Consider the following 15336-nt stretch of genomic DNA (forward strand, 5'->3'; position numbering starts at 1 on the left):
CTCGTGGGCCGGCGAAGGGGATACCACCAATGGCCGACAAGCCCAGCTATCTCGGAATGCTCAACGCGATCTACATGGGAGAGCAGCGCGGCTACGAGTACCTGTCGGCGTGGGCCGACGTCACACCCGACCCTGACGTGCGAGCGGTGCTGCGCAAGGTTGCGCTCCGCGAGGGTGAGCACGCGTTGGCGTTCGCGAAGCGCATCAACGAGCTCGGATTCGAGGCGCGCGACGACGGCCCCAGTGCAGAGTTCCAGCGCAAGCTCGCGATCGTCACGTCGGACGATTCCGACCTCGAGAAGATGGACACGCTCGGCTACAACTTCAGCGATCCGGCCAAGCCCTCGGACGAAGGCGACGTCTTCGTCAACATGTTCCGCGACACGACGATCGACATCCAGACCGGCGAGCTCCTCGGCCGCTACATCGCCGAGGAACGCGACACCGGGCGTCTGCTCCGTTCGTGCTACGGGATCCTGTGTGAGCGCGCGCAGAGCGGGATCCCGGGCTCCGACCCGAGCACCGATCGGCTCGCCGGCCTCGAAGCCAAGGTTGACGCGGTGTGCCGAGGGGTAGAGGAGCTGCGTCAGATCGTCTGCGCGCAGACCATGCCCGCGCCGTCATGAGTGAGCTCCCCACCGCGACACTGGGCCGCACGGGCCTCGAGGTCACCAAGCTCGGGTACGGCGCCATGGAGTTGCGGGGCGGCGACCGTGCGGACAGCGCCGGTCAGATCCTCAACGCGGTGCTCGACGCCGGCATCAACTTCATCGACACGTCGCCCGACTACGGCGTGTCCGAGGAGTTGATCGGCGAGCACATCTCGAACCGGCGCGACGGGTTCTTCCTCGCGAGCAAGTGCGGGTGCCCCGTGAACCAGCCGCCGCCCGCCGAGGGCCAGCGACCACCGCACGTCTTCACGCCCGAGAACATCCGTGCCGCCGTCGAGCAGAGCCTCCGGCGCATGCGCACCGACCATCTCGACCTCGTCCAGTTCCACATCAGCCCGTCGCGCGACATGCTGGAAGAGAACGGCGCGGTGGAGGCGCTCACGGAGCTGCGCGACGAGGGCAAGACCCGCTTCATCGGGATGTCGGGCACGCTGCCGAACCTCACCGACCACATCGCGATGGGCGTGTTCGACGCGTTCCAGATCCCCTACTCGGCGCTCGAGCGCGAACACGAGGGCGCGATCCGCGACGCGGCCGTTGCCGGGTCCGGCACGATCATCCGCGGCGGTGTCGCGCGCGGCGCCCCTTCCGTCGACGATTCGACGCTCGCGAGCTATCCCGACTTCTGGCGGCCGATGGTCGAGGCGCGACGCGATCGGTGGGAGCAGGCCGACCTCGACGACCTGCTCGACGGGATGACGCGAATGGAATTCATGCTGCGCTTCACGCTCAGCCATCCGGAGATGCACACCACGATCGTCGGTACCGCGAACCTGCAGCACCTCGCCGACAACGTCGCTGTCGCACGGAAGGGTCCGCTCTCGCCCGACGCGTACGAGACCGCGAAGCAGCGCCTCGCCGCCGCGCCCTGAACTTACGCGTTATGGCACGGATTCCGTGCCATAACGCAGGTGATTAGCCCGAGGGCATCGGGTTCAGCAGGAAGTTGTAGCCCTGGACTCGTTGTCGAGGTCGCACTCGACGTACTGGGCAACCGGCGCCGACACCGGTTTGATGTGGAGCCCGATCACGTTGGCGCCCAGGTCACACAGGATCTGCGCGGCGGCGCCGCCCATTCCCTGCGCGGCGCCGGTGACGACGACGTTCTTTCCCTCGTACTGCAGGGGATCTTCCATCAGTCCCGATCACTCCTTTCGGCTATCGCGGTGGGAAGCGCACGGCTCCGTCGAGCCGGATCACTTCACCGTTGAGCATCGGGTTGTCGACGATCTGCTCGACGAGCATCGCGAACTCGTGGGGGTGTCCGAGGCGCTTCGGGAACGGTTGCATCGCGACGAAGCCGTCGATCATCTCTTGGCGCGCGTTCGCCATCGCCGGGGTGAGAAACGTCCCCGGCGCGATCGTCACCACCCGTACGCCGATCACCGCGAGGTCGCGCGCAGCCGGCAGCGTCATACCGATGACGCCGCTCTTGGCGGCCGAGTACGCGGCTTGCCCGATCTGGCCCTCGAACGCCGCGATCGACGCGGTGTTCACGATCACGCCCCGCTGCCCGTCCTCGTCGGGTTCGGTCCCTGCCATGGCCGCCGCCGCGAGGCGCATCACATTGAAAGTGCCGAACAGGCACAGGTTTACGGTCCACACGAAGCTCTCGAGATCGTGGGGCGTGCCGTCGCGACCGACGATGCGCTTGCTCACCCCGGCGCCCGCGCAGTTGACGACGACCCGCAACGGCCCGCGTGCGTCGGCGACACCTACAAGCTCCTGCACGTCGGGTTCCAGGGTCACGTCGGCGTGCACGAACTCCACTTGACGACCGAGCTCGTCGACGATGCCCTTGGCGCGCTCGTCGTTGATGTCGGCGATCGTGATGTTCGCGCCGCGCGTAACGAGACGGCGCACGCTCGCTTCACCCAGTCCCGACGCGCCGCCGGTGACGATGGCACTCGCACCTTCGAGATCCATACCGGGATCGTGGCATACAGTCGCGGCATGAGCGAGGTCGCGGATCGGTTCCGTCGTCGCGCGGGCGCACTCACCGAACGAGTTGAAGCCGTGCCGCCGAACCGGTGGGACAACCCGACGCCGTGCGACGAGTGGGTTGCCCGCGACGTCGTCCGACACATGGTGGACAACGCGCAGCGGTTCCTCGGGTTCGTCGATCGCGAGCTCCCGCCCGGCCCGTCAGCCGACGCCGATCCGGTCGGCGCGTGGGCGAACGCGCGCGACGCGATCCAGGCCGGGCTCGACGACCCCGCGGTCGCCACGCTCGAGTTCGAGGGGCAGATGGGGAAGCAGACCCTCGAGCAGGCCGTCGACCGTTTCGGCAGCCCCGACGTCGTGATCCACACCTGGGACCTCGCGCGTGCGACCGGGCTCGACGAGCACCTCGATCCCGACGACGTCCACGAGATCCTGGTGGCGATGGAGCCGATGGACCGAATGATGCGCGGTTCCGGGGCCTTCGGTCCGAAGGTGGAGCCGCTTCCCGGAGCCGACGAGCAGACCCGTCTACTCGCGTTCATGGGGCGCACGGTCTAGGAGCGAACGGAAGCGAGCCGGGTACCCCGGCTCGCCGTGAGTGACCCATGGTCAGGCCTGGGGGGTATCGTCGGAGCATCCGACGATCGGGGGAATCACCATGACTGCGACCGAGCTGCGTTACATCGATTCCGACGGGCACATCCTGGAGCACCCCACCGGCATGCCCGACTACGCGCCGGCGGAGTATCGCGATCGCATCTGGCACATCGAGACCGACGAGGCCGGCGAGGAGTGGCTCCACTACAACGGCGCCGTCACACCCGCCAATTTCATGGCGGCGGCTGGAACCGCGGGCCTGAGCGACGAGGATCGCGCCAAGTCGTTCCGCGGTGAGCTCCGCTACACCGAAGTGCGCCCGGCCGCGTACAACGCCAAGGCGCGACTCCTCGACATGGATCAGGACGGCATCGACCTCGCGGTGCTCTATCCCACGATGCTGCTCGGTCTCCAGAGCTTCCGCGACGTCGACTTCGCGGAGGCACAGGCGCGGGCCTACAACGACTGGTGCTCTGATCACACCCAGGAAGGTGAAGGCCGGCTCTTCGGCGCGGGCGCGGTACCAGCGATGCACGAGCCCGACGACGTCGCGCGCGTCGCCGCCGAGATCCGTCGGGTCGCAGAGCTGCCGGGAATGGTGTCGGTGTTCATGCGGCCGAACCCGTCCGTCGACTGGCGGCCGTTCAACGACCCGGTCTACGACCCGATCTGGCAGGCCGCGCAAGAAACCGGGCTCCCGATCGCGCTCCATCCCTTCCTCGCCCCCGACCTGCCGGGCGCATGTGTCGGCCTGCGGCTGGGTCGACCGCGCAACGCCGACGGGAGCTACGCCGACAACTTCGACCCGAACCGCTTCGTCCAACTCGGTGACGAGAATGGCAACGCTGATCCCATGCAGCGCACGAGCGTGCTGTTCACGCAGGCGATCGCGAACCCGGTCGACGTGATGAGTTGTATCGCCTACCTGCTCGCCGGCGGCGTGTGCGAGCGATTCCCCGAGGCGAAGTTCATCTTCCTGGAGGCGAACGGCGGCTGGATCGTGCCGTGGCTCGAGCGTCTCGACCATCATTGCAAGAAGTTCCAGTGGGAGGTCACCGACCTGTCGATGCTTCCCTCGGACTACATGAAGCGCCAGTGCTGGATCAGCTTCGACCCCGACGAGGCCATGCTCGCGATGACCGCCCGGTCACCGCTCGTGGGGGCCGAGCGGATCATCTGGGCGTCCGACTATCCGCATCCCGACGCCAAGTTCCCCGGCGTCACCGAGGAGCTGGCCGAGGCACTCGAAGGCCTGACGTTCGCGCAGAAGCAGGCGATCACCAGCGAGAGTGCGATCGCCCTCTACGGCATCAGCTGATCACGCGCCCCAAGCGGTGAATCGTGCAGCTCAAAGTCGACGGCGCGGTGGCCTGAACGATGGAAAAGTTGATCTTCCTGTTCCCACGCAAAGACGGCCTGACCCGTGAGGAGTTCTTCGCGCACTATCTCGACGTGCACGCCCCGCTCGGTCTCGAGCTCACGCGCACGATGACGCACTACACGGTGAACCTGCGCGACCGCGGCGATGGTGCTGCGGAAGGTGTCGACGCGATCACCGAGACGTGGACCGAATCCGTCGCCGATTTCATGAACCCGAACACGTCGTTCGCGACCCCGGAGGACGCGCAGCGCTTGTTCGCCGACCACGACTCCTTCATCGGTGCGCCGTACGACGCGTACGCGGTCGACGAGCAGGTGCGCAAGGGCCCTGAACGACTGTCGCCCGGCAACGGGGTCTCTCCCGGTGGCAAGGCGGTGGTCGCGGCCACCGGCGGCGCCGCGCTCGAGTTGCTCGGCGGGTTGCTCGACCACGACGAGGTCACGCGCTACGTCGAGAACCGCGTCGCCGCGGCGCTCATGACCGGAGCCTTCGAGCCCGTGCATGCATTCGTCGAAGTGCATCTCGCGACCGACGGCGCGCTTGCCCCCGAGATCGAAGAGCTCGTGGGCCGCGGTGGCGCGGTGTACCGCGTGAGCGAGTACGTCAAGAAGTAACGCGAGCGAACCGTGACGCGCTCCCGCGCGCCTCTGCGTTGCTTCGGGGTGCTGAGCGATCGACGCTTGCGATCTTGCGCAGGAGGTCGCGCAGGCTCCGCTGCTCGGACGCGCTGAGCGTGTCGAGGAACGCGGGCGGCTCCGAGAGCTTCTCCATGGCGCGCGCCAGGAGCGCGAGGCCGCTCTCGGTGAGCGCAACCGTCTTGACTCGGCGGTCGCGCGCGAGGGGGCGCCGTTCGGCAAGGCCGCGCTCCTCGAGCCCGTCGGTGAGTGTGGTCACGTAGGACGCGTCGCAGCCCCACTGTTCGGCGAGGTCGCCCATGCGGATGCCGCCTTCGTCGCCGAGGAAGGTGAGCGCCTTCAGCATTCCCGGTGGGAGGCCGAGCTCGAAGGCGACGTCGAGGATGCGGTCGTGGGCGTGCCCGTCGAGGAACCAGAGGCCCACCATCGTCAGCCAGGCTTCCCGCCCCGCTCTCGTCGCCATGTCCCGAGGGTAGCCTGATCGTTGACCGTGGTCGACTGTTGTTCGACCTCAAGCAAAAGTTTGACTATCGTCAAGTATCTATGGCAGGGTTGGAGCCGTGACCGAATTCCTCGACCGTTACGGACGGTGGGCGATCATCGCCGGGGCCTCCGAGGGGACCGGCGCTTCGTTCTCGCGCCAGATCGCCGCGCACGGCGTGAACGTCGTGCTCGTGGCGCGCCGTCCCGAGCCGCTTGCCGCGCTCGCCGACCAGATCCGTGAGGCATCGGGCGTCCAGACGCGCACGGTCTCCATCGACCTCAGCCGGCCGGACGCGGATCGTGCACTGGTGGCCGCAACCGAAGGTCTCGAGGTCGGTCTCCTGATCTACAACGCCGGTGCCGACGAGTACGGCATGAAGTTCCTCGACGTCGAGGTCGACGACTGGGTCGCGATGGTGCAGCGCAACTGCGTCTTCCCGTTGCGCTTGTCGCATCATTTCGCGCGCGCGATGGTCGACCGCGGACGAGGTGGGATCCTGCTCGTCACCTCCGCCGCCGCGTGGGCGGGTGGAGACCGGCTCGCGACCTACTGCGCGACCAAGGCCTTCGACCTCGTGTTCGGCGAAGCGCTGTGGGCCGAACTGTCACCGAAGGGTGTCGACGTCCTCTCGTTCGTGCTCGGTGCCACGGACACACCGGCGTTCCGCGCGCTCGCGGCCAAGCACGGCACGACGGTCGGGGACATCGCCGATGCCGACGAGGTCGCGCGCGACGGGCTCGAACATCTCGCCGACGGCCCCACGTGGACCGCAGCCGCGCTCGGCGGCGGCGACGCCTCACTCGTGGGCGCGATGCCGCGACGCGACGCGGTGCAGCTCATGAGCGCGGGAATGTCCGAGATCGTGGGGGAGCCGTGAGCACCGCCCCAGCCGCGATCGTCGCCGACGGTCTGGTCAAGCGCTTCGGCGACGTCACCGCGCTGGGCGGCGTGTCGTTCGAGGTGCCCGTCGGCAAGGTGCTCGGCCTCCTCGGCCCGAACGGCGCGGGCAAGACCACGGCGGTGCGGATCCTCACGACTCTGCTCCGCCCCGACGCCGGCGCTGCGCAGGTGCTGGGGATCGACGTCACCAAGAACCCGCATCGCGTGCGCGGCTCGATCGGCTTGGCCGGTCAGTCCGCCACCGTCGACGAGAACCTCACCGGCCGCGAGAACCTCCGGATGGTGGGGAGGCTCACGCACATGGCGCCCGCTGATATCGGGCCGCGCGGCAGCGAGCTCCTCGAACACTTCGCGCTCGCCGACTCGGCCGACCGCGTCGTGCGCACCTTCTCCGGCGGTATGCGCCGGCGGCTCGACCTCGCCGCCGCGCTCATGCACCGTCCGCCGGTGCTCTTCCTCGACGAGCCCACCACGGGTCTCGATCCGCAGGGGCGAATCGAGCTGTGGGGCGTCATCGACGACCTGACCGCCACGGGCGTGACGGTCTTGCTCACCACGCAATATCTGGAGGAAGCCGACTACCTCGCCGACTACATCGTCGTCGTCGACCATGGTCTCGTGCTCGCCGAGGGCACGGTGGCCCAGCTGAAAACCCGGCTCGGTGCCACGGTGATCGAGGTCGGGCTGCGCGATGTCGAGGACGCGCTGGTCGCGGCCAAGAAGCTCGAGTCGATCGGCCCGGTCGCGGTGGACGGCAAGGTCGTGCACGTCACGTTGCTCGACGGCGACGGAGCCACTGCGATGCTCGAGACGGTGCGCGCGCTCGACAACGCAGAGCTTCAGCCCGCGACGCTGGCCTTGCGCGAACCGACGCTCGACGACGTGTTCCTCGAGCTCACCGGTCACGTCGCCGAACAGCCGTCGGAGAACGGTGACGAACCGATGGCAACTGGTCGCCGGCGGCGAAGGAAGGCCTCATGACCACGATCGCGACGCATCCTGACGCGATCGCGTCGCTCGCGCCGCAAGTGAGCCGTCCCCGAGTCGTGGGCGACGCGCTCACGATCGCGTGGCGCAACCTCGTCAATATCCGGCGCAACCCGCAGCTCCTCGTGTTCGCGACGATCCAGCCGGTCATCTTCATCTTGAACTTCCGCTACGTCTTCGGCGGTGCGATCAACGCCCAGAGCCTCGGCGGTATCGCGTACGTCAACTACTTGATGCCGGGCATTTTCGTGCAGACGGTCGTGTTCGGTGCGCTCACCACCGCGGTCGGTCTCGCCGGCGACTTGCACCTCGGCATCATCGAGCGGTTCAAGTCGCTACCGATCGCTCGCTCAGCAGTACTGAACGGGCGCACCGCGGCCGACCTCGCGCGCAACTTCTTCGTGATGATCATGATGTGCATCGTCGGCTTCGCGGTGGGCTGGCGGATCATCTCGGACGTGTGGGGGCTACTCGCCGCGGTCGGGCTGATCCTCGCCTTCTCCTACTCGCTGTCGTGGATCTTCGCCTTTGTCGGGCTCAGCGTGAAAGACGCGGAAACCGCGCAAGCGGCATCGTTCCCGATCCTCGCGCCGCTGGTCTTCGCGTCGTCGGCGTTCATCCCCGTTCAGACGATGCCCGGCTGGCTCCAGCCGTGGGCGGAGCACCAGCCGGTGTCGGTGGTGTGCAGCGCCGCGCGCGCCCTGACGCTCGGATTTCCCGCCGGCACCGAAACGCTCAAGGCGCTCGCCTGGATCATCGGCATCGTCGCGGTGTTCGCCCCCCTCGCCGTGCGGAAATACCGCAAGATCGCCTGACCCAGAACGAACGCCATCAGATGTCGCCGAGGCGGTCGAGGGGGAACGGCGGTTGGGCGATCGCCCGGACCGCGAGGCGGACGAGCAGCAGCGGGTTGTCGTCGCCCGCGGTGCGGTTGAGGTCGAGCTCGTCGCAGCCGGTGCAGCGATGCACGAGCAACCATTCGCCGTCGCCGCGGACCGCGATGCACAGCGGCTCCATCATCGAACCGCAGTCGGCAGCGCGGTCGCCCGGCGTGCTGTCGACGTGACGGCTCCACAGACACGACGGGCAATGGTTGCGATGTCGGGTGCCCTGCGCTTCGAGCAGAACGGTGGCGCGGCAATGGCCGCAGGTGAACGAGCCCGCAGTTCGGGTGCGGGCGCGCGAGCGATTGCGCTGGTCGCGCGACACGGGGGTACCTCCGATGAGCGCCGTACAGGTACGGCGCCGCGCGTGCCGGCGACGTGCGCTACTCCACTCGGGTGAAGATCAGCGCACGATGCACCGGGGTTGGAACGCGGCGCAGTTCCTTGCGGCAGGCACCGTCGTGATCACGCACCCCTCCATCGCTCGTGAAGCCCGGCAGTCTGGCACTCCGCGATGTCACTCGCAACCGAATATCGCCGCGGGAGGTAACCTCCGCGCCATGAACACCGACGACGTCATCGAGATCAATCAGGTCATGGGCCTCTACGTGCACGTGATCGACGCGAAGCAGTGGGACCGTCTCCACGAGCTCTACACCGACGACGGTGTCTTCGACCTCAGCGGGCTCATGGGCTCCGAGGTGCGGTTCGAGGGCATCGACGCGATCAAGGGCTTCCTCACGAGCATGCCGATGCCGCTTGCTCACATCAGCACGAACCACTACGTCTTCGAGGCCGACGGCACGGTGCAGAGCCGGGGAAAGTGGTTCATGCCCGACGAGGAGGGCAAGGTGAGCGGCGGCATGTACCGCGACACGTGGGCGCGCACCGATCGCGGCTGGCGCATGAAGGAGCGCCGCGTCTTCAACTGGGTCGGCGCCGAAGATGAGGAGATGAACGCGTGATCGCGGCGTGACTTGCTTACCGGATGATGGCCCGCTGGGAGTCGTCGCCCCGCACAGCCGATTCACAGCCTCGGACGCCGAAACTGGCTCCTGACGCCACCCCACAGTGCGGAAGGTCACGAATGTCGGAGTCAGGCGAACTGAACACTCCTCTCTTGCAGGCTGCGGCCGCACCGCCGCCCCCGGTCCTGCCGGCCGCGCCTGCACCCTCGCCCGCTCCCACCCCGGTGCCCAGTCACTCGAACTGGCGGCGCGTGCTCGCCGGCGTCGCGATCGTCGCCATGGTGCTCGTGGGCGGCGCGTTGCTGGGCAGCGCCTCACGCGGCGGTTCGTTGTTCTCGAACAGCGCCGGCGTCGCGCCGAGCAACAACCCTCCCACGCAGAACGGCCCCTCGGCCGCGGGATCCGTCAACCCGCCGAGCGGCGGCGCCAACACATCAGGCGTGGCCGGCCAGGTGTCGTCGGCTCTCGTCAACATCACGACCACACTCTCGGGCGGAGCCGGATTGGGAGCGGGCACCGGCATGGTGATCTCGAGCAACGGTGAGGTGCTCACGAACAACCACGTGATCGAGAACGCCGAGACGATCAACATCGAGATCGGCGGCAACGGCTCGAGCCACACCGCGAAGGTGATCGGCTACGACGTCGCCGACGACGTCGCGCTCATCAAGATCGACGATGTCTCTGGCCTCGAAACCGTTCCGATCGGTAACCCGGACGACGTCGTGGTGAACGACCCCGTCGTGGTGCTCGGCAACGCGCTGGGCCGCGGCGGCGAGCCCACCGCAACGTCCGGTACCGTCACCGCCCTCAACCGCGAGATCACCGCGACCGACGCCAACGGTTCGAACGCCGAGACGCTCAGCAACATGATCCAGGTGGAGGCCGACGTGCAGCCGGGCGACTCCGGTGGCGCGCTCGTCGATTCCGCCGGCTTTGTAATCGGCATGACCACCGCAGCGTCCACCAGTGGTTTCCGCTTCCAGCAGCAGACATCCGGCGTTGGGTTCGCGATCCGCATCGACAAGGCCCTGTCGATTGGGAAGCAGATCCGCAACGGTGAAGAGGTCGACGGCGTCCACGTCGGCGGACGTGCGCTCCTCGGCGTCACACTCCAGGGCACGAGTGGCGGGCGGGGTGGAAGCTCGTCTTCCTCCAACGGCGCGCTCGTGAGCGGCGTCGCATCGGACACGCCCGCCGCCGGCGCCGGCATCGAAGCGGGCGACGTCATCGTCTCGATCGGCGACCAGGCCATCGTTTCGGTCGGCGATCTTCAGGACGTGATGAGCACGTACCATCCCGGCGACAAGGTCGAAGTGGCCTGGACCGACTCGTCCGGGAGCGAACAGCACGCGACCGTGAAGTTCATCGAGGGTGCGCCGGCCTGATGCCGGGTCACTCCGCTCCGTCGTCCCGCTTTCCGAGCACGACGCCGCTTCGTTCCTAGACGCCGGGTCACTCCGCTCCGTCGTCCCGCTCTCCGAGCACGACTCCGCTTCGTTCCTAGACGCCGGTGCCGAAGACCTCGGCTTGGTGCTCTGCGACGTGCGGTGGGCGACGGGAGATCCGCCACGGCGACTTCGGCGCCTGGAACGGCGCGCCGGGGTACGTGATCGTGCGGCCGATGTCTTCGTGCTCCACTTCGACCGGAAAGCCGCGTGCGACGAAGTGCTCGTTTGCGAACGCTTCCTCGGGCGACCACACCGCGCCCACTGCGATGCCGCGCTGCTGCGCGCCCACGAAGAACTCCTCGGGTGTGAGGTGCTCGGCGAGGAACACGAGCGTGCTGCGCCCGGCGCCGTAGATCTCCGTGACGAGCGGGTCCTCGCGCAGGGCAGCGAGGGACACGCCGCCGCGCTCCACGGCGAGATCGAGGAGCACGATCTCGTCGCATTGGTCGCGCAGTCCGAGCCCGTCGACCCAGTTGCGCAGGTTTTCGAAGTCTTTGGCGTGCCGGGGTGGGAATCCGGTGTTCACGTACCGGCCGTCGACGCATCTGACCTGCGACTCCTGGGACACGAACGACAGCGCGTGCCGCCCGGTCTGACGGATGACGGTGCTCTTCGCGACCAGCCAGTCGAAGCTGCCGCTCTCCGTCGTGACGTTCGCCGCCGCGTGCATGCTCACGTCGATGAACTGCCCGCGCCCCGACACGTCGCGCTGGAGGATCGCGGTGAGCACGCTCATCGCCGCGAACGCGCTCGCGATGTGGAACGCCTGGTTGCCACCGCCGCGCACCGGCGGGATCGTGTGGTCGTCGTAGCCGCAGTTCCACACGGGCCCTCCACCCGCGAGCAGCGTGAGGTCGGTGGCAGGATCGTCCGTGCGTGATGTGTTGCGCCCGAACGGCGTTACCGACACCCAGATGAGTTCCGGATGGTCGGCACGCTGCTGCTCGTGGTCGAGGCCGAGCGCCGCGAGCCTGCCGGTGGGTTCGCCTTCGAGCACGATGTCGGCATCGCCGGCGAGACCGCGGAATCGAGTCGCGTCCTCGGTATCGTCGAGGTCGAGCACGACGCTTCGCTTCGACGTGTTGTAGTTCCACCAATAGAGGCTGCGCTCGGGCCCGGGTTCGTCGTCGAGGAACGGTCCGTAGGCGCGGCTCGGATGGCCGCCGGGCGGTTCGACCACGATGACGTCGGCGCCGAGGTCGGCGAGGAGCTTGCCCGCCCACGCCGCCTGCTCGCTCGCGAGCTCGACGACGCGCATGCCATCGAGGGGGCCGGTCATACGACCTTGTCCTCGTGAAGTGACGCAATCTCGTCGTCGCCGAGGCCGAGTACGTCGCGCAGCACGCCGTCGGTGTGTTCGCCGAGGCACGGGCTGCCGTGCTCGATCGACCAGTCGGTCTCCGACATGTGCACCGGGATGCCGTCGACGCGGACGTCGCCGATCTCGGTGTGGTGCGCGATTGGCCACAGCCCGAACTCACTCGTGCCCGGGTCGCGGTCGATGCGGTCCTCGGGCGATGCGACCACTGACGCGGGGACACCTGCAGCGCGGATTCGCTCCGCGGTGCTGTGGCGGTCGCGCGTCTTCGTCCACGCTTCCATCTGCGCGTCGAGCGCGTCCTGGCTACCGAGACGGCCGTCGATCGTCGCGTACCGCGCGTCCTTCGCCCACGGCTCGTCGATCACCGCCGCGAGGCGCGCCCAGTCGTCGTCGTCACGACACGCGATCGCGATCCATTCGTCGTCGCCCGCCGCGGCGTAGATGTTGTGCGGCGCCATCGCGGGCGCGTGGCTCCGGTTGGAGTTCGGCTGCCCCGCACGCCGGAGCGGGCGCCCGTTCACCGTGTAGTCGAGGAGGTCGGGACCGCACAGCGACAAGCCGGCCTCCGTGCATCCCATGTCGATCCACTGGCCCTCGCCGGTGCGGTTGCGGTGGATCAATCCGGCGAGGATCGCGACGGCCATGTAGTTGGCGCCCATGTGGTCCATGTAGGAGAAGCCCCAGCCCGCGGGTGGGAGGTCGGGGAGCCCGCTGCTGAAGGTGAGCCCGCAGATCGCCTGCACGATCGGCCCCCAGGTGCGGAAGCTCGAGTACGGGCCGCTCGCGCCGAAACCGGAGTTCGACACGTACACGATGTCTTCCTTGAGGCGTTGCAGCTCGTCGTACGGGAATCCCATACGCGCGAACACGCCCGCCGCGAAGTTCTCGGTGACCGCGTCGGACACCGCGACGAGCTTGCGAAGGAGTTCCTTGCCGCGCTCCTGGCGGAGATCGATGGTGATCCCGAGCTTCTCGACGTTGTGGTTGTTGAACGCGCCGCCGAGGTTCACGCCGCGCCGCTCGTCGACGTACGGAGGAACCCCGCGCAAGATGTCCCAGCTGCCCTGACGGACCGGATCCTCGACGCGGATCACCTGAGCGCCGAACGCGGCGAGAAACTTCGTCGCGCCCGCGCCCGCGAGCTGGCCGGTGAGATCGCAGATTCGGAGATGTGAGAGGGCGGACGACCCCGAGGTCGGCAGCGTTGGTGCCACGGCGGGGAATCCTAACGATGGGTCGCTCAACTGCGAGCCGGGGTACCCGGCTCGCGGACGTTTCGCTCCTGTGCGGTCGCAATACACTCGCCGGGTGGCCGCGGAGTACGTGTGGACCGGCGAATCGCTGGTGGTGCTGTCGTCCGAAGAGGTCGTGGATCTGTACCGACAGCTCGAAGAGGCCGCTGCGTATCCCGAGCGACGCCGCCCGAGCGACGCAGAGGTCGTGCACGTCCGCTCCGAATATCTCTGAAGCTAACGCGGAGCGGGTTCGAGCCGGAACACCGGGTGGTCGGCGGGGTCGGGCAACTTCTTCCAGTAGGTCTCGACGGTCCTGCCGGCTTTGGCGCGGTACGCGTCGATGATCGGCGGTCGCTCGTTTTCGGGCACGTCGGTCGCCCGATAGCGCTGTGGCCCCTGCTTGTTGCGAATCTCGACTGCTCCGGCGGTGCGTACGTTCCGCACCCACTCCGATTCCCCGCGCGTCGACACGATGTAGCGCGTGCCGTCGACGTCGATCGGGATCACGGGGATCGTCTGCTCGTCTCCGGTCGAGCGACCCGGAACCGCAAGTGTCTCGGTGCCCGACATCCCGGTCTTCATCGCGAGCTTGTTGAACACCTTGCTCGTGAATGCGGGAGGCTTCAGGTACGCCATCGGAATCTCAGCGGAGGTGGATGGGGACCTTCGCGTAGCCGCGCACGGTGCTGGTGTGCACCCACTCGAGCTCGGCGTCGTCGATGTCCCAGGTGGGGAAACGCTGGAGTGTCTCTTCGATTGCGATGCGCGATTCGAGCCGCGCGAGCGCCGCACCCACGCAGAAGTGCGTTCCGTACCCGAATGCGGTGTGCCGGTCGATCTTGCGGCGCACGTCGAACACGTCGGCGTTCTCGAAGTGCCGTTCGTCGCGGTCGGCGCTGCCGTTCAGCAGTATCAGCTTCGAGTCTTTCGGAAGCGTCTTGCCGTGGTATTCGAGGTCGCGGTTCACCCAGCGCGCGTTCACCGGCGACGGCGCCTCGTACCGCAGCATCTCCTCGATGCCGTTCGGGATGACGCTCGGGTCGTCGACGAGGATCGTGCGCTCGTGGGGGTTGCGCGCGAGCAGCACCGCGGCCCAGGAGAGCAACCTGGCGACGGTCTCGGTGCCCGCGATCGACAGGAGCGTGACGAACGCGCCGATCTCCGCGTCGGTCAGCTTGCGCGAGCTGCCGTCGAGCTCCTCGAGATCGGAGTGCACGAGCACGGAGATGAGGTCGTCCTCGGGCTCCTTGCGACGGTCTTCGAGCATGGCGGGGAGCATCCCGAAGAGGCTCTGCGTGGTCAGGTTCTGGATCTCCTCCGGCGTCCGCCGGCCGACGAGGCCGTCCTCGCCCTGCTCCATGTGGAACGCGCTGTCGACCCCCCGGCGCCATTCGTCGGCGGCTGCTTCGGGGAACCCGAGGAGGGCGAGGATCACGGCCGGCGGGACGAGCGCGGCAAAGTCGTCGACGAAGTCGAAGCTTTCCTCGCCCATAAACTGGTCGAGGTAGCCCGAGCAGAGCCGCCGAACGCGACCCTCGAGTCCGTTGATCGCGCGCGGCGTGAATGCGCGGCTCACCAACTTGCGCAGGTGCGTGTGCTCCGGCGGGTCCATGAAGATCATCATCCCGCCGCCGGAGGTCTTCTCGGGCGTCATCATCTCGACGACGGTCATGTGCGCCGAACTGAACGTGTTGGTGTCGAGCATCGCGGGCAGCACGTCGTCGAAGCGGCTCAGCGCGAAGAACCCGTACGTGTCGTTCCAATAGAGCGGCGCCTCGTCGCGCAGCCGCTTCCACACCGCGTGGGCGTTCGCGTCGACCTCGTAGTCGTACGGGTCGTAGTAGGGCTCGGCTCGTTCCAGGATGCTGGTCACGGACT

At 67.8% G+C, this 15336-nt stretch carries 19 protein-coding genes; 11 read left to right on the plus strand and 8 right to left on the minus strand.

Annotated features, from left to right (window positions below):
* Positions 1–29 precede the first annotated feature (29 nt).
* Entirely contained in the window at positions 30–626 is a 597-nt protein-coding gene (locus tag WD271_04950) for a hypothetical protein (protein ID MEX1007174.1), read from the plus strand.
* Positions 623–1543, plus strand: a complete 921-nt coding sequence (locus WD271_04955; protein MEX1007175.1) for an aldo/keto reductase — start codon at positions 623–625, stop codon at positions 1541–1543. The genes WD271_04950 and WD271_04955 overlap by 4 nt, the downstream gene beginning before the upstream one ends.
* 63 nt (positions 1544–1606) lie before the next feature.
* On the opposite strand, the gene WD271_04960 is transcribed toward WD271_04955, so the two are convergent.
* Both WD271_04960 and WD271_04965 read right to left on the minus strand, forming a co-directional pair.
* Positions 1607–1807 (minus strand): hypothetical protein, encoded by a 201-nt coding sequence (locus WD271_04960; GenBank protein ID MEX1007176.1) that lies wholly within the window; start codon positions 1805–1807, stop codon positions 1607–1609.
* A gap of 22 nt (positions 1808–1829) precedes the next feature.
* A complete protein-coding gene (locus WD271_04965) occupies positions 1830–2597 on the minus strand; it encodes an SDR family NAD(P)-dependent oxidoreductase (protein MEX1007177.1) in 768 nt (255 codons plus the stop codon).
* 27 nt (positions 2598–2624) lie between these two features.
* On the opposite strand from WD271_04965, the gene WD271_04970 reads away from it, so the two are divergent.
* From WD271_04970 to WD271_04980, 3 genes are all read left to right on the plus strand, one after another.
* Positions 2625–3173 (plus strand): TIGR03086 family metal-binding protein, encoded by a 549-nt coding sequence (locus WD271_04970; protein MEX1007178.1) that lies wholly within the window; start codon positions 2625–2627, stop codon positions 3171–3173.
* A gap of 100 nt (positions 3174–3273) precedes the next feature.
* Positions 3274–4530: an amidohydrolase family protein gene (locus WD271_04975; GenBank protein ID MEX1007179.1), complete on the plus strand. Its 1257-nt coding sequence runs from the start codon at positions 3274–3276 to the stop codon at positions 4528–4530.
* A gap of 59 nt (positions 4531–4589) precedes the next feature.
* Complete coding sequence (locus tag WD271_04980) at positions 4590–5207, plus strand: EthD domain-containing protein (protein ID MEX1007180.1); 618 nt, start codon at positions 4590–4592, stop codon at positions 5205–5207.
* On the opposite strand, the gene WD271_04985 is transcribed toward WD271_04980, so the two are convergent.
* On the minus strand, positions 5197–5691 hold the full coding sequence (locus tag WD271_04985; protein ID MEX1007181.1) for a MarR family transcriptional regulator: 495 nt from the start codon (positions 5689–5691) through the stop codon (positions 5197–5199). The two genes, WD271_04980 and WD271_04985, sit on opposite strands and share 11 nt — an antisense overlap.
* Positions 5692–5788: 97 nt before the next feature.
* Here WD271_04985 and WD271_04990 point away from each other — a divergent pair, with 97 nt between their 5' ends.
* Genes WD271_04990 through WD271_05000 form a run of 3 tightly spaced genes read left to right on the plus strand, consistent with a single transcriptional unit; the run spans position 5789 to position 8414 of the window.
* Positions 5789–6589, plus strand: coding sequence for an SDR family NAD(P)-dependent oxidoreductase (locus WD271_04990; protein ID MEX1007182.1), 801 nt, complete (start codon positions 5789–5791; stop codon positions 6587–6589).
* Positions 6586–7593 (plus strand): ATP-binding cassette domain-containing protein, encoded by a 1008-nt coding sequence (locus WD271_04995; protein ID MEX1007183.1) that lies wholly within the window; start codon positions 6586–6588, stop codon positions 7591–7593. Before WD271_04990 ends, WD271_04995 begins: the two co-directional genes overlap by 4 nt.
* Positions 7590–8414 carry an ABC transporter permease gene (locus tag WD271_05000; GenBank protein ID MEX1007184.1) on the plus strand — a complete coding sequence of 275 codons (825 nt, stop codon included), beginning with the start codon at positions 7590–7592 and terminating at the stop codon, positions 8412–8414. The genes WD271_04995 and WD271_05000 overlap by 4 nt, the downstream gene beginning before the upstream one ends.
* A gap of 16 nt (positions 8415–8430) precedes the next feature.
* Here WD271_05000 and WD271_05005 read toward each other — a convergent pair whose 3' ends face one another.
* Positions 8431–8808 carry an RNHCP domain-containing protein gene (locus WD271_05005; protein ID MEX1007185.1) on the minus strand — a complete coding sequence of 126 codons (378 nt, stop codon included), beginning with the start codon at positions 8806–8808 and terminating at the stop codon, positions 8431–8433.
* A gap of 235 nt (positions 8809–9043) precedes the next feature.
* Here WD271_05005 and WD271_05010 point away from each other — a divergent pair, with 235 nt between their 5' ends.
* Positions 9044–9448, plus strand: coding sequence for a nuclear transport factor 2 family protein (locus WD271_05010; GenBank protein ID MEX1007186.1), 405 nt, complete (start codon positions 9044–9046; stop codon positions 9446–9448).
* A 227-nt stretch (positions 9449–9675) separates the two neighbouring features.
* The gene (locus WD271_05015) at positions 9676–10839 is read left to right on the plus strand and encodes a trypsin-like peptidase domain-containing protein (GenBank protein ID MEX1007187.1); all 1164 of its coding nucleotides are present in this window, start codon (positions 9676–9678) and stop codon (positions 10837–10839) included.
* 115 nt (positions 10840–10954) lie between these two features.
* Here the strand turns inward: WD271_05015 and WD271_05020 are convergent, their stop codons facing one another.
* Positions 10955–12181, minus strand: a complete 1227-nt coding sequence (locus tag WD271_05020) for a CoA transferase (protein ID MEX1007188.1) — start codon at positions 12179–12181, stop codon at positions 10955–10957.
* Positions 12178–13437, minus strand: a complete 1260-nt coding sequence (locus WD271_05025) for a CoA transferase (protein MEX1007189.1) — start codon at positions 13435–13437, stop codon at positions 12178–12180. Before WD271_05025 ends, WD271_05020 begins: the two co-directional genes overlap by 4 nt.
* Positions 13438–13531: 94 nt before the next feature.
* Here WD271_05025 and WD271_05030 point away from each other — a divergent pair, with 94 nt between their 5' ends.
* A complete protein-coding gene (locus WD271_05030; protein ID MEX1007190.1) occupies positions 13532–13690 on the plus strand; it encodes a hypothetical protein in 159 nt (52 codons plus the stop codon).
* A gap of 2 nt (positions 13691–13692) precedes the next feature.
* On the opposite strand, the gene WD271_05035 is transcribed toward WD271_05030, so the two are convergent.
* Entirely contained in the window at positions 13693–14094 is a 402-nt protein-coding gene (locus WD271_05035) for a nitroreductase/quinone reductase family protein (protein MEX1007191.1), read from the minus strand.
* A gap of 7 nt (positions 14095–14101) precedes the next feature.
* Positions 14102–15331 carry a cytochrome P450 gene (locus tag WD271_05040; protein MEX1007192.1) on the minus strand — a complete coding sequence of 410 codons (1230 nt, stop codon included), beginning with the start codon at positions 15329–15331 and terminating at the stop codon, positions 14102–14104.
* Positions 15332–15336 lie beyond the last annotated feature (5 nt).

The sequence above is a fragment of the Acidimicrobiia bacterium genome (assembly GCA_040880805.1).
Lineage (GTDB): Bacteria > Actinomycetota > Acidimicrobiia > IMCC26256 > DASPTH01 > DASPTH01.